Consider the following 21,963-nt stretch of genomic DNA (forward strand, 5'->3'; position numbering starts at 1 on the left):
CGCGAGGCGCGACGAGCGTAGTGTAGCCGCTGTGCTACATGAGCGAGGAGCAACGAAGACGAGAGGGAAAATCCCGTTGGCTGCGGGTGCGAATGAATTAATCAGAGGTTCCCTAAGTGAACGGATTTTCCATGACCATGCGTATCGCAAGTCTGCTGCTGGTGGCCCTGCTGTTGGCGGGCTGCGGCCAGAAGGGGCCGCTGTTCCTGCCCGAGCCCGAGGAAGAAGAAAGCCAGAACGAGAGCGAGAACAACGACGAGCAGGAGAACGGGCAATGAAACAGCCGGATCTGGTACTGGTGGATGGTTCCTCCTATCTCTATCGGGCCTTTCATGCCCTGCCGCCGCTGACCACCTCCGACGGCCGGCCCACCGGTGCGGTCTATGGTGTGGGAAATATGCTCCGGCGCCTGCGCAAGGACTATGGCGACGCCCATATCGCGGTGGTCTTCGACGCCCCGGGCAAGACCTTCCGGGATGAGCTTTTTGAAGACTACAAGGCCCACCGGCCGCCCATGCCCGATGATCTGCGCGCCCAGATCGACCCTCTGCTGACCATGGTCGAGGCCCTGGGCCTGCCGCTGCTGCGCGAGTCGGGGGTGGAGGCGGATGACGTCATCGGCACCCTGGCCCGGGAAGCGGCCGAACGGGGGGAACAGGTACTGATCTCCACCGGTGACAAGGACATGGCCCAGCTGGTGACCGATAAGGTCACCCTGGTCAACACCATGACCGACAAGCACCTGGACCCGGCCGGGGTGGAAGAGAAGTTCGGGATTCCGCCCGAGCGCATCATCGATTACCTGGCCCTTGTGGGGGACAAGTCCGACAACATCCCCGGGGTACCCAAGGTGGGGCCGAAGACGGCGGTGAAATGGCTGCAGGCGTACGGTGACCTGGACCAACTCATGGAAAGGGCCGATGAGATCAAGGGCAAGGTGGGCGAAAGCCTGCGCGAGAACATTGAACAGCTGAAACTCTCCCGGGAACTGGCCACCATCCGGGTCGATCTTGAACTTGGCGTCAAGGAATCGGAACTCAAGCTGGGCGAGGCCGATGTCGCCACCCTGCGCGAGCTTTACCGCAGTCATGAATTCAATTCCTGGCTGCGGGAGCTGGACGAGAACAACGGCAATGCCGGCACCGGCGCCCAGGCCGAGGACAACAGCCAGGGGGACTATCAGGTCCTGCTGGATGAAAAGGACCTGGACGAGTGGATCAAGCGCCTGAAGCAGGCCGAACTGGTGGCGGTGGATACCGAAACCACCAGCATCCACTACCGCCAGGCCGAGCTGGTGGGCCTGTCCTTCGCGGTCAAGGCCGGCGAGGCCGCCTATCTGCCCCTGGGCCATCACTACGACGGGGCGCCGAAGCAGATCGACCGCCAGCGCGCCCTGGACAAGCTCAAGCCCCTACTGGAAGACGAGAAACTGCCCAAGGTCGGCCATCACATCAAGTACGACATGCATGTACTCTCGGCCGCCGGCATCCGGCTGGCCGGGATACACGATGACAGCATGCTCGCCTCCTATGTGCTCGACTCCACCGCCACCCGCCATGACATGGACTCGGTGGCGCAGAAATATCTCGACATCACGCCCATCAGCTATGAGTCCGTTGCCGGCAAGGGCGCAAAGCAGAAGACCTTCGACCAGATCGAGCTCGACACCGCCGGGTCCTATGCCGCCGAGGACGCCGACATCACCCTGCGTCTGCACCAGGCCCTGTGGCCGAAGCTGCAGGCGATCAAGCCGCTCGCGGGCATCTACCGTGATCTCGAGATCCCGCTGATCCCCGTCCTGCAGCGCATGGAGGCGCGCGGCGTGATGGTGGATGCCGACAAGCTGCGCGAGCAGAGCGCCGAACTCAAGGACAGCATGGATGCCCTTGAACGCCAGGCCCATGATGCGGCCGGGCAGAGCTTCAACCTGGGCTCGCCCAAGCAGCTGCAGAAGATCCTGTTCGAGGATCTGGGCCTGCCGGTGGTGCGCAAGACCCCCAAGGGCCAGCCCTCCACCGCCGAGGACGTGCTCGAGGAACTGGCGATCAGCCATGAGCTGCCGCGCATGATCCTCGAGCACCGCGGCCTGTCCAAGCTGCGCTCCACCTACACCGACAAGCTGCCGGAGATGATCGACCCCAACAGCGGACGGGTACATACCTCCTATCACCAGGCGGTGGCCGCCACCGGACGGCTGTCCTCCTCCGACCCCAACCTGCAGAACATCCCCATCCGCCGCGCCGAGGGCCGGCGCATCCGCAAGGCCTTCATCGCCCCCGAGGGCTATCGACTGGTGGCCGCCGACTACAGCCAGATCGAGCTGCGCATCATGGCCCATCTGTCCGGCGACGAGGGCCTGCTCAAGGCCTTCGAGCAGGATCTGGACATCCACGCCGCCACCGCCGCCGAGGTCTTCGGTGGCCGACCGGAAGAGGTGGAGCCGGACCAGCGCCGGGCCGCCAAGGCGATCAACTTCGGCCTGATCTACGGCATGTCCGCCTGGGGCCTGGCGCGCCAACTGGGGATCGAGCGCCAGAGCGCCCAGGAATACGTGGACCGCTACTTCCAGCGCTATCCCGGCGTGGCCGACTACATGGACCGGACCCGAAAACAGGCCCGCGAGCAGGGCTATGTGGAGACCGTCTTCGGTCGCCGCCTGTATCTGCCCGAGATCAACTCCCGCAACGGCCAGCGCCGCCAGTACGCTGAACGCACCGCGATCAACGCGCCCATGCAGGGCACCGCCGCCGACATCATCAAGCGCGCCATGCTGGATGTGGCCGAGTGGCTGAGCACCGAATGGCCCGGGGTCTGGATGATCATGCAGGTCCACGACGAACTGGTCTTCGAGGTACCCGAGGCCGCTGTGGACCGTTTTCGCCAGGCGGTGGCCGAACGGATGGCAAGGGCCGGAGCAGGCAAGCTGTCCGTGCCCCTGAAGGTGGACGCCGAGGACGGGATCGACTGGGAGGAGGCCCATTGATCGCTGCGGGCAATCGGCGTGATTGAAAAAAATTTTTTCGTACGACTTGGAACTTTCCCCGTTTGGCCGCATCATAGTCAGTGAGCGTCGCAAGGCGCTCGCCCACTCCCCTCCCTGAGTGGGAGACGTTCGGTCACCCCAAGCCGGACGTCGCCTGGCCCGGTGTTTTTCCCCCTTTTGACACCGGGCCCCTTTTTGCCCCGGTCCCCCCAGACCGGGGCATTTTTTTTTGGGCCCCGAGGGTGAAGGGTGACCGCTCACCATCGGTCAGTCAGGGGGCATTCGAAACCACCTTGCCATTCCACGCGTGCAGGAGGCCCTGATCAGCCATCCGGATTCACCCTCCACCCTCGGGGCTTGCGCCGCTCAGGCGGGACCGCTCGGTTTCCTCCAGGCACTCGAACTCCCACCTGACCGGCGGAACTTGGCCCCTCTCGGACCAACCAGGCCAGAAAATCCTTTTGTTGTGGCCCCGGCACCGACAAAGCCGATCGAAGCCCCCCCTGTGGGAGCGGATTCATCCGCGACGAAACCTGCCGGAGGCAGGTTTCGCATGTGGCCAAATCAACCCCCTGTCTTCAAAAGAAGGGTAGAGAGATATCGCGGATAAATCCGCTCCTACAGAAGGGGGCTCCAACCACAACAACTTATAGGGTTTTCCTTGGCGCCTTTGCGCCTTTGCGTGAAACCCGCCCTTGAACTTCTCCGCGCCCTTGGCGCCCTCTGCGCGAGGCCACCTTTTACTAACCCGGGCTAGCCCTCAACCCAGCCCAGCCAGCCGGCAATCACCGCCCGGGCCTCGTCCACGCCCTGGCCGCTTTCGGCCGAGAACAGCTGTACCCCGGCGGCGTCGCCCACGGCGTTGCGGACCAGTTGACGCTGCTTGCCCTGCTGGCCGCGTTTGAGCTTGTCCGCCTTGGTGAGCAGGATGTGCACCGGGCAGTCGATGGCCGCGGCGAATTCCAGCATCTGCTCATCGAAGGGCTTCATGGGGTGGCGGATGTCCATGATGTGGATGATCCCGACCAGGTTGGGGCGCGCCTGGAGGTAGCTCTCGATCAGTCGGGCCCATTTTTCCTTCACCGCCGGTGGCACCTTGGCATAGCCGTAGCCGGGCAGGTCCACCAGCCGGCTGCCGCCGTCCAGTTCGAAGAAATTGATCAGTTGCGTGCGCCCCGGGGTCTTGCTTGTCCGGGCCAGATTGCGCTGGCCGGTGAGGCGGTTCAGGGCGCTGGACTTGCCGGCATTGGAGCGGCCGACAAAGGCCACTTCCGGCAGCTCATCGGCCGGAAACTGGCCCTTCCTGGCGGCGCTGAGGACAAACTGGGCCGACTGCATCAGCCCGCTGATGGATTTTGCTGCCTGCTCACTCATTGACTGGCTCTCGTGGTGATTCCGGTCGGGACGAAAACTTGTGTACAATACCCGACTTTGCGATTTCCAGTTTGTCTAGCCCGGCACCGGCCGGGCGGAATTCAGGAGCCCTGAGAACGATGAGGACACTGCAGCTTCTCGCCGGCATGGCCGCCCTTGCCCTCGGCCTGAGCGTCAATGCCGACCCCCTGGTGGACGGCGACCCGGAGGCGGGTGAGGCCAAGAGCACGGCTTGCGCCGCCTGTCACGGCCCCGACGGCAACAGCACCAACCCGGAATGGCCGAAGCTGGCCGGCCAGCATGCCCGCTACACCCTGAAGCAGCTCCGCGCCTACAAAGACGGCACGCGCAGCGATGCGGTGATGGCGGGTCAGGTCCAGGGCCTGGATGACCAGGACATGAAGGATCTGGCGGTCTTCTACGCCATCCAGACCCCCCAGCCCGGCAGTGCCGACCAGGAGCTGGCTGAAGAGGGCAAGCGGCTTTATCGCGGCGGCAACCTGGAAACCGGCGTCACCGCCTGCATCGCCTGTCACGGGCCCAGCGGCGAAGGCATCCCGACGGCCGACTATCCCATGCTCTCGGGTCAGCACGCCGAGTACACCATCACGGAACTCAAGAAGTACCGCGATGGCGAACGGACCACTGACCGCGCGGCAATGATGCGCGATATCGCCGCCCGCATGACCGACGAGGAAATCCGCGCGGTCGCCGAGTACATCCAGGGCCTCTACTGATAAGGGCTCGACTGAGCCACCAGATCTCGGCAAGCCCGCGGCAGGCATTGAAAGCCCCGACCCAATGGTCGGGGCTTTTTTCTGTGAGCAGGGTTTTGGGGCTTGGCGACCGGGCGGCTTTGTGGGAACCTTTGCCGTCTTGCCGGATTCGAACCGGTAGCAATCAATCTCTCCGTTTCAACACCCGGTCATGGGGGAAAGCATGCGCAAGGCCATTCTGATATCGCTTTTCAGCCTTCTCGCCCTGCCGCTGGCAGCGGCCGGTCAATCCTACAGCGAAGGCTCGGATTATCGCGTCGCCGAACGGGAGCGGACCCTGTCGGACGAGCCCAAGGAAGTGGTGGAATTCTTCTGGTACGGCTGCGGCGGCTGCTATGCCTTCCTGCCGGCCGCCGAAAGCTGGAAGGACAGCCTCCCGGACGATGTCGCCTTCCTTCGCGTCCCGGCGGTCCTCAACCCCCGCTGGCGGGAGCACGGCAAGGCCTTCTATGTGGCCGAGGCCCTGGACATGGTGGAGGACATCCATGGCCCCATGTTTGAGGCCATGCATGAGCAACGCCGGGCGATCAATGATCAGGACAGCATGAGGGAGTTCTTCGTGGAGCAGGGCGCTGACCCCGACGAGTTCGACGCCGCCTACGGCTCCTTTGAAGTGGATGCCAAGCTGCGCCGTGCGGAGAATCTGGCCCGACGCTTCCAGATCCGCTCCACCCCCTCGGTTGTCGTCAACGGCAAGTATGTCACCAACCTGGGCGACGCCGGTGGCGTGGACGGCCTGGTTGACCTGGGAAATTACCTGCTCAACCGCGACGACTGAAGCCTGACTTCAGGCCCGCTGATCCAGGAGCTGGCCGGGTTCGGCCGGCTCCCGGATCGCTCCGCTACGATCCAGTGCATCGAGCAGGCGTTCCCCGGGAGAGCCGGGCAACGCCCCGTCCTCCCGATCATCCCGCATCATTTCCACCCGCGCCTGCTGGGCCATGACGCTGGCACGTGCCGCAATGGCCAGGTCCTCCGGCGAGGGCTGCGCCGGAGCAAGGGCCGCCCGGCGGACGGTCTCCATCTTCTCCAGGGTGGCTTCCGGATCGTTGGGCACCGGACTGGTGTCGATGGAGACGCTGCCGCCGACCGCGAACATTTCCCCATTGGGGCCGCGCACCATCTGTAACTGCGGCGGGCCGGCAAAGCGGCCGCCGACCCGGGCGTGGGCCTGCTCGTGGGCGCGCACCTCCTGATCGATCCGGCGCAGCTCGCGGACCTGGCGCTGTTCTTCGGCCTCCGCAACACCGTCCTTGCGGGCCGCCGGCCCCGCCCCAGGGCTGGTTTCCCTGCCGGCTTCCACGGCCGCGACCGGCCGGTTCTGGGTAGTGATGGCCGGGTTCAGGATTGCAGGTTGTATGGCGTTGATGGTCACCGGGCCAGCCTCCGGATCCGCCATGCCTCTGGGCCTGGTTCGTTAATTTTAGCTCATGGGGCCGAAACAGGATTGACCCTGGGGTGGGTTGGTAGCGTCACTGGTTGAATTTTCCCTTCGGCGGGGACAGGGGGTGAAGTTGACCGCCTGCGAAAGCTGCCGGAGGCAGCTTTCGTCGCGGATGAATCCGCTCCCACAGGGGGGCTTCGAAAACGACGAAGCCCCCTGCAGGTGAGGGGGCTTCGATAGGATACTTGGTGCGCCCGGCAGGATTCGAACCTGCGACCTTCGGCTTCGGAGGCCGACGCTCTATCCAGCTGAGCTACGGGCGCTTTGGCTCCGGTGGTGTCCAGGGCCGGAGAACGGCACAGTTTAGCGTTCCGGGGCCTGTGAGTCCATGCCTGTATGGATTGGAGGGAGACATTTTGGCGGGCCTGGCGGCGAAGCCGCTTCCGCCGGGAGGGGCTTTCAGTTTATAATCCGCCTCTTCCAACCGGCATGTCCGGCGACTGAATTCATTTGTTTCCGGCCCCGACCAGAGTCAAAGGCGGGCCGCCAACTGTGGGGTTAGCGACCGTGTCTGAGCAAGAAGACCGCACATTTTTTGACACCTTCATGATGGTGCTCGCCTTTCTGATCGTGTTCACGGTGGTGATCTTCGCCATCGCCAACATGACCGCGAATCGCACCATTGCCGACCGCCATGTGCAGACGCCCGATGCCCAGGAGCGTCTGGCGGAACGGATTCGCCCCGTGGGCCGGCTGTGTCTGGAGGGCTATGAGGACGACTGCGAAGTCGCCATTGCCCAGGTGGAGCGTCCCGCCGCGGCCGACGATGAAGCGCTCGCTGAAGCCGATGAGGTGGATGGACAGCAGGTCTACAACCAGGCCTGCACGAGCTGTCATGGTCAGGGTGTTGCCGGGGCACCGGCCACCGGTGACCAAGGTGCCTGGTCTGCCCGCCTGGACAAGGGCTACGAGACACTCCTGGAGCATTCCATCGATGGTTTCCAGGGTGATGCCGGCTTCATGCCGGCCCGTGGTGGGAACCCCAACCTGAGCGACGATCAGGTTGCCGCTGCCCTGGACTACATGCTGGAACAGCTCGACTGATCACAGCGAACCAGCTTGATCCCGAAGCCCCGGCCTCCGTGCCGGGGTTTTTTATGCTCTGGGGAATGGGGCCAGAAAAAAGATTGCCTCGCGCAGAGGGCGCCAAGGGCGCAGAGGAATTCAAAGGCTTGCCTCGCGCAAAGGCGCGAAGACGCAAAGGAAAGACAGTGGGTTTGTTGGGGGCGTTTCCCGTAGGAGCGGATTCATCCGCGATAGCAGCCACACCGAAGCCCCAATCGCGGCTAAAGCCGCTCCTACAACAGGCCCCACCCACAAACATAAAGGTTTTCCTCAGCGCCCTTGGCGCCCTCTGCGCGAGGCAAGCCTTCAAGCAGCACCCATCGAAGCCCCACCGCGGCAAGGATGCCGCCCCCACAGCAGAATCCCCCCACCCACAACAAAAAGGTTTTCCTTAGCGTCTTGGCGCCTTTGCGTGAGGCCAATCTTTTGAATCTTCCTTGATCGGTCCTGACTGTCAGGTCTCGGGGGCGAGCAGGCTGCGGAGGCCGGCGACGCGGGCGCGGCCGGTTTCCTTTTTCTTTTCCGGGTCTTCGGGGGTACGACCGCTCCAGTGGAGGTCGTCCTCGGGGAGTTCTTCCAGGAAACGGCTGGGGGTACAGTCCAGGTCTTCGCCGTAGCGGCGGCGCTTGCGGGCGTAGGTGAGGGTGAGGGTCTGCTGGGCCCGGGTGATGCCAACGTAGAACAGGCGGCGCTCTTCCTCCAGGCCCTCGCCCTCCAGGTTATTGCGGTGGGGCAGCAGTTCTTCTTCCATGCCCACCAGGTAGACGTGGTCGAATTCCAGACCCTTGGCGGCGTGCAGGGTCATGAGCGCGACGGTGTCGCCGGGATCGTCGCCACTGCGGTCGAGCATGTCCATCAGGCTCATGTGGTTGAGGATGCCGGTCAGGCCGATGTCGTTGTCGGCACGCTTGGCGATGTTGCCCATCCAGGAAAACAGTTCCTCGATGTTGTCGCGGCGGCGCTCGAAGGCCTTGGGATCGCGGGCGGTCTCTTCCAGCCAATCCATGTAACCGACTTCCTCCACCAGCCGACGGGCGATGGCGACCGGCTCATCACTGTGCTCGGCTTCCTCGCCGAGCTTGCCCATCCATACCGCGAACTCTTCCAGTCGGGTGGCGGTGCGGGCCGGCAGAACATGGTGGAGACCGAACTCCAGACAGGCGGAATAAAGGCCGATATTGCGCTCGCGAGCATAACCGCCAAGCTTTTCCAGGGTCGTGGCGCCCACTTCCCGGCGCGGGACGTTGATGATGCGCAAAAAGGCGGCATCGTCATCCGGGTTGGCCAGAAGACGCAGATAGGCGATTACGTCTTTAACCTCTGCGCGGTCGAAAAAGCTCTGCCCGCCGGAGATGTGATAGGGGATATTGCGCTCGCGCAGCATTTTCTCGAAGGGCTTGGCCTGGTGGTTGCCGCGGTAGAGGATGGCATAGTCGCTCCAGCTGCCGCCCTGCTCCATCTTGTGCTGCAGGATCCTCGCCACCACCTGCTCGGCCTCGCCAAAGCCCTCCTTGCAGGGCACGATGCGGATGCTGTCGCCCTCGCCCTTGCGGCTCCAGAGACGCTTGTCGAAAAGATGCGGGTTGTTGGCGATAAGTGCGTTGGCGACCCGCAGTATGCGGGAAGTGGAGCGGAAATTCTGCTCCAGCTTGACCACCTTGAGGCCGGGATAGTCGCGCTGCAGATTGGCCAGGTTCTCCGGCTGGGCCCCGCGCCAGGCATAGATGCTCTGGTCGTCGTCGCCCACCACGGTGAAGGCGGCGCGCACCCCGGCGAGCTGGCGCAGCAACTCGTACTGGGCGCCGTTGGTGTCCTGGTATTCGTCCACCAGCAGATAGCGAAAACGGTTCTGCCAGCGTTCCCGGGCCTCGGCATCCTCGTCAAAAAGCTGCACCGGCTTGACGATGAGATCATCAAAATCCACGGCGTTATAGGCCAGCAGATGGCGTTCGTACTGGGCATAGATGCGCGCCGCCATCAGTTCCTGGTTGTTTTCCGCCACCAGCACGGCGGCTTCGGCGCCCACCCGGGCGGATTTCCAGCCCGAGATCCGCCACTGGACCACATCGATGACATCCTGGGCGTCGCGGTTGTCGCCCTTGAGCAGCTCGCGGATGAGGTTGCGGCTATCCTCGGCGTCGAAGATGGAGAAACCGCGCTTCAGCCCCAGCGCCCGGTATTCCTCACGCAGGATGCGCAGGCCAAGGGTGTGGAAGGTGCAGACCACGAGGCGCTTGGCGCGCTCGGCGGGAATCAGCTTGCCGACACGCTCCTTCATCTCGCGAGCGGCCTTGTTGGTAAAGGTCACCGCCGCCACCCGCTCCGGCGGGACCTGACACTCGTCCAGCAACCAGCCGATCTTGTGGGTAATCACCCGGGTCTTGCCCGACCCGGCCCCGGCCAGCACCAGCACCGGCCCGTCAATGGCGGTGACTGCGGCGCGCTGTTCCGGGTTGAGGTGATCCAGTTGGCTGATGTTGGCGGACATGGGCGGGCATTTTACGCCCCCACCGACACGGACGGGAGGCTTGAATTTCACGCCCGGCTGTGACCCGGGCTATTCGGGAAATTCGAAGATCCATTCTCGCGCAGAGACGCGGAGACGCAGAGGAAAGATGGATTATGTTGTGGGAGGACCATTCCTGCCCCGACTCTTCCAGAGGATTAGTTGCCAATCGGATAGGAATGAATGTTCCATCCCGCCGTAGGAGCGGCTTTAGCCGCGATAGCCGCCATACCGGAGCCCCAATCGCGGCTAAAGCCGCTCCTACGGCAGATACCCCCAGCGCCAACAACCAAGAAGGTTTTCCTCCGCGTCTCTGCGTCTCCGCGCGAGAAATCTTTTTGATCTCTTCGCGCCCTTGGCGCCCTCTGCGCGAGGCAAGCTTTTAATGCTCCGCCGGGACGTTCAGCCTAGCGGTCTTCCTCCTGTTCCCGGCGGTCTTCCATGAAGGGCTCGGAGCCGCTGTCCGGGGTGTCGGGGCGGTCACCCATGATGTCCATGCGCGGGGTTCGGCCGCCGGCCAGGTCCTTGAGGGAGTAGCCCAGGTGGTCGGCGTGCAGGGCGCGGGTCAGGGAGACGGCCATGAATACCAGCAGGGCACAGAAGGGCAGGCCGAGCACGGTAATCACATTCTGCAGGGCATCCAGGCCGCCGCCGAGCAGCAGGGTGGCCGCCACCCCGCCCAGCAGCAGGGTCCAGAACACCCGCTGACGAACCTGGGAGGGCTGATCATCCCGCCGCGAGAGCAGATCCACCACCAGCGCCGCCGAGTCGGCCGAGGTGGTGAGAAAGACGATGATGATGACCACCCCGGCGAGGGAACTCAGGATCGCCAGGGGGTACTGTTCCAGGAATAAAAAGAGGGCGACCGGCACGTCCTCCTGCACCTTGGCGGCCAGCTCCACGCCGTGCTCGAATTCGAGATTCAGGGCGGCCAGGCCGAAGGTGGAGAACCAGAACACGGTGAACAATGTGGGCGCACCCAGGGCACCGGTGACGAACTGGCGGATGGTGCGGCCGCGGGAGATGCGGGCAATGAAGATGCCCACATAGGGGGCCCAGGCAATGGTCCAGGCCCAGTAAAAGATGGTTGCGCCCCGCTGCCAGTCGCTGTCCTCGAAGGTCTCGGTCCAGAAGGCCAGCCAGGGCAGATCACGCAGATAGTTGCCCACGTTTTCCACCGTGCCCTGGGTGATGAAAAGGGTCGGGCCCACCACCCAGATAAAGACCATCAACATCACCGCGATGACGATATTGAACTGCGACAGGCGGCGGATCCCCCGGTCCAGGCCGAGGGCAACCGAGACCACCGCCAGGGCGGTGACCACCCCGATGATCAGGGCTTCGGAGAGATAATTCGTGGGCAGGCCCACCAGGTAATTGAGGCCGCTGTTGAGCTGCAGGGTGCCGAGGCTGACCGAGACCGCCACCCCGAACAGGGTGCCCAGCAAGGCGACGATGTCGATGAACCAGCCCACCGGGCCGTTGATGCGCTCACCGAAGACCGGATAGAAAATGCTGCTGATGCGCATGGGCAGGCCGTGACGATAGGAGAAATAACCAATGGCCAGGGCCGGGAGGGTGAAGATGGTCCAGGTGTGCAGACCGAAATGATAGAGGGAAACGCTCATGGCCAGAGTGGCGGCCTGCTGACTGCCCGGCTCTACATCGGGCAGGGGCGGATTGGCCAGCCGGGTCATGGGCTCGGCCACCCCCCAGAACATCAGGATGGTGCCGATGCCGGCGGCGAACAGCATGGTGAACCAGGTCAGGGTGGTGTACTCGGGGCGGGCGTCATCGCCGCCAAGTCGGATACTGCCATAGCGACTGGCCGCCACCCAGATCAGGAAGATCAGCAGTCCGGTCACGCTGAGAATGTAGAACCAGCCGAAGTAGGTGGAGATCCACCCCGCCACGTCCGAGAAGAAGGCCGCCACCGGCTCATTGAAGGGGGCGGCAATGGCGACAAAGAGGATGGCCAGGGCGGCGGAGGTGTAGAACACCGCCGGGATCATTCTCAGGCCGAAGCGAGCTTCCAGTTGCTTGAACATGCAAGATTCCCCAGATCAGCGACAGCGGCACAAACGCAGCTTAGGACGTTACCGGAACCGCTACAGGATAGAGCCTCGACCGGGACTTTGCATCCGGACGGGGAATGGTAAGCTGGCAGTTAGACGATCAGCGTGAAGGAGACGAGGCATGATTCTTCGGGAATGGCGTGGTGTCACCCCCACCAGCAAACGCGACGAATACCTGGCCTATATGGAGAAGACCGGGATCAAGGCCCACACCGGACTCAAGGGCAATCACGGGGTGATGGTGATGACCCGGGACCTGCCCAACAACCGCAGCGAGATCGTCATCCTCACCGTCTGGGACAGCCGCGAAGCGATCGAGGCCTTCACCGGTGGCAAGGTCGACCGCGCCCGCTACTACCAGAAGGAACAGGACTTCCTGGTGGAAATGCCCACCGATGTGACCCATTACGACATCCGCCATACCGACGGCCTGCCAGGGGGCTGAGCCAGCACCCGACACGAGCCATTGCTTGGCTCATGCACCCAGCACCTGCCCTTCCCGACTGTCACGCTCAAGACTGCGGTATTGGATGGCCTCGCCCACGTGGGTGGCGGTGATGGCGTCGCTGTCCTCAAGGTCGGCCAGGGTGCGGGCCAGGCGCAGGATGCGGTGGTAGGCGCGACCGGAGAGGGCGAAGCGATCCATGGCGTTTTCCAGCAGACGCCCGCCGGCTTCGTCCGGGCGGCAGTGGGCCGCGATGCCCTTGCTGTCCAGGGCGGCGTTGGTCACACCCTGGCGATGATGCTGGCGCTCGCGGGCGGCCATCACCCGTTGGCGTACGGCGAGACTGGATTCGCCCGGAGGCGCGTCCGGGCGCAGCAGTTTCCGGTCGGGGCGGGGTACGCTCACCTGCAGGTCGATGCGGTCGAGCAGGGGCCCGGATATCTTGTTGCGGTAGCGGATCACCTGCTCCTCGGTGCAGCGGCAGGCCATTTTCGGATCGCCGAGATAGCCACAGGGGCAGGGATTCATGGCCGCCACCAGCTGGAAACGGGCCGGGAAAGTGGCGCGGCGGGCGGCCCGGGAGATGTGGATCTCACCGCTTTCAATGGGCTCGCGCAGCACTTCCAGCACCTTGCGGTCGAACTCCGGCAATTCGTCCAGGAATAGCACCCCATGGTGGGCCAAACTGATCTCACCGGGCCGGGGCGTGGAGCCGCCACCCACCAGGGCCACCCCCGAACAGGTGTGGTGCGGGCAGCGAAAAGGGCGTTGCTTCCAGCGCGCCGGGTCCAGGCCTTCCCCGCTGACCGAGGCCACTGCCGCCGAGGACAGGGCTTCGGCGTCACTCATGGGCGGCAGGATGCCCGGCAGGCGCGAGGCCAGCATGCTCTTGCCGGTGCCGGGCGGGCCGATGAAGAGCAGGGAATGGCCGCCGGCGGCGGCCACTTCCAGGGCGCGGCGGGCCTGGTGCTGGCCGCGGACGTCGGCAAGGTCAGGCAGCCCGGTGCGGGTGACCGTCGAGGCGCGCCGTGCTCGGGGCAGCTCGCTGTCGCGTATCAGGGCATTGCTCACCGTCAGCAGGCTGTCAGCGACACGACTGTCGCTGGCCGCGGCCAGGGCCGCTTCGGGGCCGTTGTCCTCGGGCACGATCAACTGCTGGCCGGCCTCGCCGGCGGCACAGGCGGCGGGCAGGATGCCGCCCACGGGGCGGAGCTCGCCGGACAGGGACAGCTCGCCGAGAAAGCAGCGCTTTTCGATGGCGGCCTCGGGAATCTCGCCCGCCGCGGCGAGGATGCCAAGGGCGATGGCGAGATCAAAGCGGGCCCCTTCCTTGGGCAGATCGGCCGGGGCCAGATTGACAATCACGCGCCGACGCGGGAATTCGAACTCGGCATTGGCAATCGCCGCCCGCACCCGGTCCCGGCTTTCGCGCACCGCGGCCTCCGGCAGCCCCACGATGGACAGGGACGGCAGTCCCCGCGCGATATGTACCTCCACCCGCACTGCCGGCGCCTCGACCCCCACCGAGGCACGGCTGTGTACCGTCGCCAGTCGCATCCTGTCCCCCTTTGTTGTTCTGCGATTCGCGGGGACTCAGCTTGCCAATTCAGCCGCGGCGCTGCCGCCGGAAGTTCTTGGCTTGGTCTGTAAGGTTTTTCTGATCCGGGCCTCGAATGAATGGGTCAGCGCTTCCTCACTCCTCGATTCGCGGGGCCGGAATCTCCTGGCCGGCCTGATGGAGGGTGAGGCTATCGGCGGGGCCGTGTTCGGGCAGATCGAAGACCAGCTCCAGACCGAATTGCTGATTGCGCAGGCGGCTGGGGGTGGTGGCTTCCAAGGGCACCGGCCCCTGACCGGTGGCCTGGGCGTGAAGCCCACCGTCATGAATGAACACACGCAAAGTGAAGCCGGGTTGAATCTGGTAGAGGCCGGTCAGCCGTTCCATCTGCGCCTCGTCCAGTTCAATGGCCTCGGGCTCAAGGATGTCGTCGCTGACCTTTTCCGCCCGCTCATAGTCGGGCGCACCCTGTTGATGGAATCGCAGGGCGACGACCTGGCCGTCTCCATCCCGCTCGACATCGAAATAGCTCAGGCTGGTGGCGAAGACGAAACGATCCGGGCTGACCGCTTCCACCGGGAAGGCGCGGCCGCCCTGGCGTTGACTGATAAGACGGCCCTCCTCGTCCACACGCAGGGTGCGAATCACGCCTTCCTCAATCTCATAGGTGCCCACCAGCTCGTCGAGCCGGTCCGGGTCCACCTGGATTCGTTCCTTCTCTACCGGGTAGGGCTCACCCAGGGCGATGGCGGCCAGTCGCCGAGCCATGATCGCGGGTGCGGGTTCATGGCCGGCATGGTTGCTCAACACCACCACCGACAGTGCCGATTCGGGCAGATACATGGCGTAGGTATTGAAGCCGTGAATCCCACCACCGTGATGGATCAGGTCCTGGTCCCGCCATTCCCCCAGGATCAGGCCGTAGCCGTAGTCATCACCGTTGACCACGCCGGTGGCGATTTCGTCGGCGCGGATCATGGCCTGGTAATGCTCGTCGGAAAGCAGCTCGCCCCCGTGCAGGCGCCGCTGCCAGCGATCGACATCCATGGCCGAGCCATAAAGGGCACCGGCGGCATGGGGCTGGCTCATGCTGATCCAGGGGGCGTTGCTTACCGTCTCACCGGCCTGATAGCCGGGGACCCGGCCCGGCACGATCTCCTCATGACTGAAGTAACCGGTCTCATTGATGCCGGCCGGGCTCAGCAGGGCCTCGCGAATGTACTCATGCCACGGCTTGCCGCTGATCTCCTCGATGATGGCACCGAGGAGGACGTAACCGGAATTGTTGTAGAGCCAGTCTTCGCCGGGCTCGAAGTCCGGCTCACGATCGGCGAAGACCTGGATCAGATCGTGGGTACCCAGGTCCCGACGGATACGCTCATCCATCATGTAACCGGGGATGCTGGTATAGCTGGCAATCCCGGAGCTGTGATTGAGGAGCTGGTGGACGGTGACCTCGCCCTGGGGATAGTCCGGAAGGAAGCGCTCCAGCGGGTCATCCAGGGCCAGCTTGCCCTCATCGGCAAGCTTGAGGATGGCGGCCGCGGTGTATTGCTTGCTAACCGAGGCAAGGCGCAGTCGATGCTCGGCTTCCAGCGGCAACCCCAATTCCATATGGACCAGGCCGGCGGCACCCTGAAAGAGGATTTCCCCCTCGCGGGATACCACGGCCGTCGCCCCCGGCTGGTCCGGGGCATAGGCCTGTTCCATGGCTGCCTGATAGGGCGAGGGCTGATGACCATTGGCGCAGGCCGTTAGCAACAGCAGGAGTGACAGGCAGAGCCCCGGATAAATGACCCTTCTCATCGTTCCCCCTCCCGATCGGTACGCGCTTAGATTCGCTCAACACCGCCGATGCGATCTTCATCGGCGATTTCCAGTTCGACGCGGGCATCCACCCGCACCCGGCCGTCCACGCGACTGTCGGCATCGATCCTGAGTAACGGGGCGTCGCCGTCATAGTCCTCGGGCAATTCGATCACGATGTCGCCATGGATATGGCTGGCTTGCACATGGATGCTGCCGGCATCCCCGTATTGGCGACTGCCGCCAAACCAGAGGAAGCCACCGCGGCGCCCGCCCATGTCTTCGTGGAGATGGATCACCACCTTGCCATGAACTTCGGAGCCGGCGAGGACGTGGATATCACCCCGGGCGCTCACCACATCACTGCCGGCCCGGGCGCCCGCCAGACGGATGCTGCCGTTGCGGGTGCCGAGCTCGCCGTCCACCTGGCTGCCCTCGGCCAGATGAATGCTGCCGTTACGGCTCTGCACTCGACCACCCACATGGGCCGACTCGCGGAGCTGGATCGTACCGTTGCGGGTCTCGGCATTGCGCTCAATCCGCGCACCCTCGTAGAGGGCAATGCCGCCGTTACGGGATTGGGCGTTACGGGCCTTGAAACCGCTCCCAAGAGTAATGGCGCCGTTGCGGGTGGACACGTCCCGAGCCTCGCCATCGGCACCCAGGCCGATGCTGCCGTTACGGGCATCCACGTCCCGGAAGCTGCCGCCTTCTCCGGCGACGATGCTGCCATTGCGGTTGCGCACATCGCGGGCAGTCACCCGCTTGCCCATGTTGATGGCCCCGTTGCGACTTTCCACGTTGCCATCAACGCTGGCGTCGTCGCCGATACGGATGGGGCTGTTGCGTGTCTCCAGATTGCCGGCGTGTTCGCTGCCGTCCGCCAGCTCGACCGGCTCGCTGGCCAGGGCCGACACCGACATTGCCAGGCCCAGACACAGGCCCGCTGCCAAGCAATGAATTTTACTGCGCTGCATGATCCCGACCTCCCAAGTGTCAAACGAGTATATTTACCGTTTTAGTACAGCAAATCACCTAAGTCAAGCATTGCCGCGGCGGAGGGCTTGGGAACGCAGCTTCCTTTGCCAACAGCTTGATCACTGCGCCCTAGTCCTGCATCTCGTGAACCCGCTCGGCCACATAGGCCCGCAGGGTTTCATCGGACTCGATTTCCTCGGCCAGGGCGTTGAATGCGTCCACCCCGAAGCCATGACGTTCAAGCTCTTCCACCAGCTCGGCGTCCATGCGCTCGACCAGTCGGGCCCGCGCCCGCTCATCCACTGCCTCGTCCAGTTTGGGCAGCCAATCCAGGCGAATGACATCGAGGGCCACCTGGGCGCGGGCAAACCGGGCGGCACTGCCATCCACCATGGCATCGGGCAACTGCTCTTCCGGGCTGAACAGGCGATTGATCAGCGCCTCGCTGCGCTCGAGATCACGAAGCCGGCTGAAGGCCCGCTCAAGTTGATTGAGGCTGACCGGTCGTTCCGAGACCCAGATGCCGCCATCCTCCAAGGTCGCCAGGGCATTCGCCTGGGCGATGTCCAGCTCCCCTTCCCCCAGGGAGTTACTCGCCCGCCAGGCCGCATTGGTGCCGCACATGAGATGGGGCAGTCGGGTACCGGCGACCGGCTGGTGCCGACAGACCACCCGGTGTCGGTCTTCCTCTCGATTGCTGCGCGAGGTCTGCAGGGCAACGTAAATGGCGCGAAGCGCAACCTCCTGCGTGACGGAAGGTGGCATCCCCAATGCCTCCACCGCATCCAGCTGCAGAGGCACTTCCTCTCCGTTGCCGCGGTCTTCGTCCGCGATGGATTCAGCGCTGATCACCAGGGTCAGCAGCAGGCCCATGCCAAGACGGCATAAAATACCCATACCCCCCCTTGCTTGATCTGATCAGTCAATATTTCAGCTTCACTCCCGTGGCGCGCTCTGCTCCTTTTCCAGACGCTCCAGCCGTTCGCTGAGGGTCTCCAATTGGGCCCGGGCACGGGCCAGCACCTCGGATTGCGCATCGAATTCCTCGCGGGTCACGAGGTCGAGGCGAGACAGGGCGCCCTGGAGCACCTCGCGGAAATTCTTCTCCGCATCATCGCGCAGATGGCGCAGGCCCTCGGGCAGGCTGTTGGCCAGCTGGCGGGCAATGTCGTCGAGCTTGCGGGGATCGAACACCATGAGCTGGCACTCCCTGTGGCGGTTTTCGGCATCCCAGTATAGGGGCTGAACGGTCCCAGCCACCAGCCCAATGGGCCGGCCCGCAGGGGCCATCGGCTTGCGCATTGGGGCATTCCTTCGCAGAATGGATTGAGCCAGGCTTGCCGGCGACCTGTGAGACCCAAGCGAGGAGTCAATTGGCATGAAAATGGTGGTAGCCATCGTCAAGCCCTTCAAGCTGGATGATGTTCGGGAGGCCCTGTCCGAAGTAGGGGTCCAGGGCATCACCGTCAGCGAGGTGAAGGGCTTTGGACGGCAGAAGGGCCATACCGAGCTCTATCGGGGCGCGGAGTACGTGGTCGATTTCCTGCCCAAGATGAAGATCGAGGTCGCGGTACCCGACGAAATGGCCGATGGCGTGGTTGAAGCGATCACCAACGCGGCCCGCACGGGCAAGATCGGTGACGGCAAGATATTCATTTACGAGCTGGCCCAGGCCATTCGTATCCGAACCGGGGAAACCGACGGCGAGGCGCTCTAGCGTCCAGCCGGACTATCCCAGGGGTGAGAACACCATGAAACATCGTATTCTGCTATTGCTCATGACCCTGCTGCTGACCGCCCTCATTGCCGGCAGCCTGAGCGCGCAACAGGTCTACCGCTGGGTGGACGAGGACGGCAATGTGCATTTCTCGGACACGCCGCCGGATGACGAGGACGAGGCCGAACGGGTCCAGATTCGCTCGGGGCCCAGCGCGCTTGACGAGGATGCCGATGAGGGCGACAACGATGCCGCCGATCGGTCGGGGCCACGGCTGAGCGAGGCCGAATGCGAGGGCATGCGGGAGCGCCTGGCAGAGTACCGGGACGCGGATGTCCTCTACCAGGTGGACGCCGACGGCGAGGAGATCGAGCTCGAGCCTGAAGTCGCCGAGGCGGAGATGAACCGCATCGAGGAGCAGATCGAGCGCTATTGTGACTGAGGGCCTGCCCCCTTCAGAGCGGCTTCTGGCCGGTGGCCCTGAGAAAGAAGGGTGGCATGGCCAGGGCGCCCTGGTGGACCTCGACACTGTAATAGCGGGTCTGGAACGGCCGCGCGGCGGCATCCGCCTCACGAAATCCCTCAAAACCCTCCCCCTTTGAAGCCATGGTGGCGGACCACCAGCCGCTGGGATAGGTGGGCAGGGGAAACTGCAGGCTGTGACAGGCGGTAAACCCACTGTCGATCATGGCCTGACGCATGGACTGAATCAGGTCCATATGCAGCAGCGGTGACTCGCTCTGCTGTACCAGCAGGCCACCCTCATCCAGCACGCGGCAACACTGGGCGTAAAAGGCGCGATTGAACAGCCCCTCCCCAGGCCCCACGGGGTCGGTGCTGTCGACGATGATCACGTCGGCGCTGGCATCCGCGGCGTTGCCCATCCAGGCCACACCGTCGTCGAACAGCAGGCGGGCACGGGGATCATCATTGGCCTCGCAGAGCTCGGGAAAATACTGCTCGGAGAGGCGGGTCACCCGCTCATCGATATCCACCTGAACCACTTCCTCGACCCCCGGGTGGCGCAGCACTTCCCGCAAGGTGCCGCAATCACCCCCGCCGATAATCACCACGCGGCGGGGATTGGGGTGGGTAAAGAGCACGGGGTGACTCATCATTTCGTGATAGACGAAGTTGTCGCGCTCGGTAAGCATGACAAAACCATCAATCACCATCAGATGGCCAAAGGCCTCGGTATCGTAGATCTCGATGCGCTGGTAGTCGCTCTGCTCCTCATGGAGCTTGCCGCGAATGCGAAGTTGCAGCCCCATGCCGGCCTCGTCGGCCCGCTCGGTGAACCACTGGCTGTCATCCCGTTTCACTTCCACAGTCATGTCCTTTGCTCCAGGCATCGGGGATTGGCGATTGATCATCAGCGACCGGGCCCATTGTACGAAAAAGCCCCGCCGAAGGGCACTTCGGCGGGGCCATGCACAGACATCCAAACGGCGTGGCTTAGGGCGCCGGATAGACGTAGTTGGCCTGCAGACCCAGCGGTAGACCAATCAGGTCCCCGATCAGCCAGTAGCCAATCAGGAAGGCGGTCCAGACCACCATGAAGACCACCGAGTAGGGCAGCATCAGTGACACCAGGGTGCCGATGCCGGTGCCCTTCACATAGCGCTGACAGTAGACCACCACCAGCGGGAAGTAGGGCAGCAGCGGAGTGATGATGTTGGACACCGAATCACCCACACGATAGGCCGCCTGGGTCAGATCGGGGCTGAAGCCGACCTGCATCAGCATGGGCACGAAGATGGGGGCCAACAGCGCCCACTTGGCCGAAGCCGAACCCATGAAGATGTTGAGGAAGGCCACCAGCACCACGATGCCGGCCAGAGTCACGGGCCCGGGCAGGGACAGGGCCTGGAGGAAGTTACCCCCCTCAACGGCCAGCAGCACACCCAGGCCGGAACGCCCGAACTCCTCAATGAACAAGGCGCAGAAGAAGGCCATGACAATGTAGTAGGCCATCCCCTCCATGGTCTTGCTCATGGCATTGATCACATCCTTGCTGGTCTTGAATGTGCCGGCGACAAAACCGTAGATCACCCCCGGCAGCAGGAAGAACAGGAAGATCAGGGGCACGATCGACTGCATGAGGGGCGCATCGAAGGCGGCCATTTCCCCATCCGGGTTACGCATGGGGGAATCGGAGGGCCACACCGACCAGATCAGCAGGATCAGACCGCCCAGCATCGCCCAGGAGGCGATGGAGAAGGCGCGACGGTCCTTGCGATCGATTTCCTCGATCACCGGCATGTCATCCTCGTCGCCATCGATCTTGGTATTGGCCAGACGGGGCTCAATGACCCGATCGGTCAACCACCAACCCACGGCGACAATCACCAGGCAGGAGGCGGTGGTGAAAAACCAGTTGTTGAGGGGGTTGAGCTGAATCTCCGGATCCACGATCTGGGCCGCGGATTCGGTGAAGCCCATCAGCAGCGGATCAATGGCCGAGGGCACGAAGTTGGCGGAAAAGCCCCCGGAGACACCGGCGAAGGCCGCGGCGATCCCCGCCAGGGGATGACGGCCGGCGGCATAGAAGATCACACCGCCCAGGGGAATCACCACCACGTAACCCGCATCCACGGCGGTATGACTGATGATCGCCACCAGGATCAGCATGGGGGTGAGCAACAGCTTGGGCGTGGTGTTGAGCAGCATCTTGATGGCGGTATTGATGTACCCGCTGCGCTCGGCCACGCCCACACCCAGCATGGCCACCAGCACCACGCCCAGGGGGGCGAAGCTGGTAAAGGTGGTCACCATGCTGGACAGGAAATGGGCCAGTTCCGGCCCGGCCAGGAGGTTGGTCACCCTCACCGGGTCGTCGGTGCCCGGAATCTTGGTGGTGAATTCGAAGAAGGAGAAGATCAGGGAGAGAATCCAGACAATCGCGAGCAGGGATGCAAACAGCATCGCCGGATCCGGGAGCTTGTTGCCCGCACGCTCGACCTTGTCGAGAATGCGGTCCATCAGCCCGCCATTGTTGGTCCCTGTTACCTGTTGATCACTCATGGAACACCTGTTGCAGTAAAAGCGTGTCTCGGGAACACTCAAGGGCCTCAAAGCGGCCAAGCATAGCAGCCCGCGAAGGAAAGCGGGAACCTGAGGCCTCCGGGGCAGTCGCAATCTGAATGGTCAGCCGGTCCGTACCCGGTCAATTTCCGTCAACCAAGGGGAGTCCTTCGTGCTCTGCCGACCCAAATCCCTCCTCTGCGGTTTTTCCC

General features: G+C 63.8%; 19 protein-coding genes and 1 tRNA gene. 8 read left to right on the plus strand and 12 right to left on the minus strand.

The window, feature by feature from the left end:
• Positions 1-137: 137 nt before the first annotated feature.
• Positions 138-278, plus strand: coding sequence for an LPS translocon maturation chaperone LptM (gene lptM / locus VCB98_RS03670; protein WP_445353989.1), 141 nt, complete (start codon positions 138-140; stop codon positions 276-278).
• Positions 275-2,983 carry a DNA polymerase I gene (polA, locus tag VCB98_RS03675; RefSeq protein ID WP_346050547.1) on the plus strand — a complete coding sequence of 903 codons (2,709 nt, stop codon included), beginning with the start codon at positions 275-277 and terminating at the stop codon, positions 2,981-2,983. Before lptM ends, polA begins: the two co-directional genes overlap by 4 nt.
• A 753-nt stretch (positions 2,984-3,736) precedes the next feature.
• Here polA and yihA read toward each other — a convergent pair.
• Entirely contained in the window at positions 3,737-4,357 is a 621-nt protein-coding gene (gene yihA, locus VCB98_RS03680) for a ribosome biogenesis GTP-binding protein YihA/YsxC (RefSeq protein WP_406672245.1), read from the minus strand.
• A 119-nt stretch (positions 4,358-4,476) separates the two neighbouring features.
• Between yihA and VCB98_RS03685 the strand changes: the two genes are divergently transcribed.
• The gene (locus tag VCB98_RS03685; RefSeq protein WP_346050548.1) at positions 4,477-5,094 is read left to right on the plus strand and encodes a c-type cytochrome; all 618 of its coding nucleotides are present in this window, start codon (positions 4,477-4,479) and stop codon (positions 5,092-5,094) included.
• 202 nt (positions 5,095-5,296) lie between these two features.
• On the plus strand, positions 5,297-5,911 hold the full coding sequence (locus tag VCB98_RS03690) for a thiol:disulfide interchange protein DsbA/DsbL (RefSeq protein WP_346050549.1): 615 nt from the start codon (positions 5,297-5,299) through the stop codon (positions 5,909-5,911).
• A gap of 9 nt (positions 5,912-5,920) precedes the next feature.
• Here the strand turns inward: VCB98_RS03690 and VCB98_RS03695 are convergent, their stop codons facing one another.
• Positions 5,921-6,508 (minus strand): putative metalloprotease CJM1_0395 family protein, encoded by a 588-nt coding sequence (locus tag VCB98_RS03695; RefSeq protein WP_346050550.1) that lies wholly within the window; start codon positions 6,506-6,508, stop codon positions 5,921-5,923.
• 255 nt (positions 6,509-6,763) lie between these two features.
• Positions 6,764-6,840 (minus strand) — tRNA-Arg (locus tag VCB98_RS03700).
• Between the two features lie 244 nt (positions 6,841-7,084).
• On the opposite strand from VCB98_RS03700, the gene VCB98_RS03705 reads away from it, so the two are divergent.
• Positions 7,085-7,621, plus strand: coding sequence for a c-type cytochrome (locus VCB98_RS03705; protein WP_346050551.1), 537 nt, complete (start codon positions 7,085-7,087; stop codon positions 7,619-7,621).
• Positions 7,622-8,096: 475 nt separating this feature from the next.
• Here VCB98_RS03705 and VCB98_RS03710 read toward each other — a convergent pair whose 3' ends face one another.
• A complete protein-coding gene (locus VCB98_RS03710; protein ID WP_346050552.1) occupies positions 8,097-10,130 on the minus strand; it encodes a UvrD-helicase domain-containing protein in 2,034 nt (677 codons plus the stop codon).
• 425 nt (positions 10,131-10,555) lie between these two features.
• Entirely contained in the window at positions 10,556-12,196 is a 1,641-nt protein-coding gene (locus VCB98_RS03715; RefSeq protein ID WP_346050553.1) for a BCCT family transporter, read from the minus strand.
• Positions 12,197-12,344: 148 nt separating this feature from the next.
• On the opposite strand from VCB98_RS03715, the gene VCB98_RS03720 reads away from it, so the two are divergent.
• On the plus strand, positions 12,345-12,668 hold the full coding sequence (locus tag VCB98_RS03720; protein WP_346050554.1) for an ABM domain-containing protein: 324 nt from the start codon (positions 12,345-12,347) through the stop codon (positions 12,666-12,668).
• A 30-nt stretch (positions 12,669-12,698) separates the two neighbouring features.
• Here VCB98_RS03720 and VCB98_RS03725 read toward each other — a convergent pair whose 3' ends face one another.
• The 5 genes from VCB98_RS03725 to ubiK form a co-directional block, all read right to left on the minus strand.
• Complete coding sequence (locus VCB98_RS03725) at positions 12,699-14,225, minus strand: YifB family Mg chelatase-like AAA ATPase (RefSeq protein ID WP_346050555.1); 1,527 nt, start codon at positions 14,223-14,225, stop codon at positions 12,699-12,701.
• Between the two features lie 136 nt (positions 14,226-14,361).
• Positions 14,362-16,032 (minus strand): serine hydrolase, encoded by a 1,671-nt coding sequence (locus VCB98_RS03730; protein WP_346050556.1) that lies wholly within the window; start codon positions 16,030-16,032, stop codon positions 14,362-14,364.
• A gap of 26 nt (positions 16,033-16,058) precedes the next feature.
• Positions 16,059-17,009: a DUF4097 family beta strand repeat-containing protein gene (locus VCB98_RS03735; RefSeq protein ID WP_346050557.1), complete on the minus strand. Its 951-nt coding sequence runs from the start codon at positions 17,007-17,009 to the stop codon at positions 16,059-16,061.
• 130 nt (positions 17,010-17,139) lie between these two features.
• Complete coding sequence (locus VCB98_RS03740; RefSeq protein ID WP_346050558.1) at positions 17,140-17,907, minus strand: DUF4168 domain-containing protein; 768 nt, start codon at positions 17,905-17,907, stop codon at positions 17,140-17,142.
• Between the two features lie 39 nt (positions 17,908-17,946).
• Positions 17,947-18,204, minus strand: coding sequence for a ubiquinone biosynthesis accessory factor UbiK (gene ubiK, locus VCB98_RS03745; protein WP_406671893.1), 258 nt, complete (start codon positions 18,202-18,204; stop codon positions 17,947-17,949).
• A gap of 184 nt (positions 18,205-18,388) precedes the next feature.
• Here ubiK and VCB98_RS03750 point away from each other — a divergent pair, with 184 nt between their 5' ends.
• Positions 18,389-18,727: a P-II family nitrogen regulator gene (locus tag VCB98_RS03750; protein WP_346050560.1), complete on the plus strand. Its 339-nt coding sequence runs from the start codon at positions 18,389-18,391 to the stop codon at positions 18,725-18,727.
• A 34-nt stretch (positions 18,728-18,761) separates the two neighbouring features.
• On the plus strand, positions 18,762-19,169 hold the full coding sequence (locus tag VCB98_RS03755) for a DUF4124 domain-containing protein (protein ID WP_346050561.1): 408 nt from the start codon (positions 18,762-18,764) through the stop codon (positions 19,167-19,169).
• A 13-nt stretch (positions 19,170-19,182) separates the two neighbouring features.
• On the opposite strand, the gene speE is transcribed toward VCB98_RS03755, so the two are convergent.
• Both speE and VCB98_RS03765 read right to left on the minus strand, forming a co-directional pair.
• Positions 19,183-20,061, minus strand: coding sequence for a polyamine aminopropyltransferase (gene speE / locus VCB98_RS03760; RefSeq protein ID WP_346050562.1), 879 nt, complete (start codon positions 20,059-20,061; stop codon positions 19,183-19,185).
• A gap of 121 nt (positions 20,062-20,182) precedes the next feature.
• Positions 20,183-21,751: an AbgT family transporter gene (locus tag VCB98_RS03765; RefSeq protein WP_346050563.1), complete on the minus strand. Its 1,569-nt coding sequence runs from the start codon at positions 21,749-21,751 to the stop codon at positions 20,183-20,185.
• Positions 21,752-21,963 lie beyond the last annotated feature (212 nt).

The organism is Natronospira elongata (assembly GCF_034931365.1).
Classification (GTDB): domain Bacteria; phylum Pseudomonadota; class Gammaproteobacteria; order Natronospirales; family Natronospiraceae; genus Natronospira; species Natronospira elongata.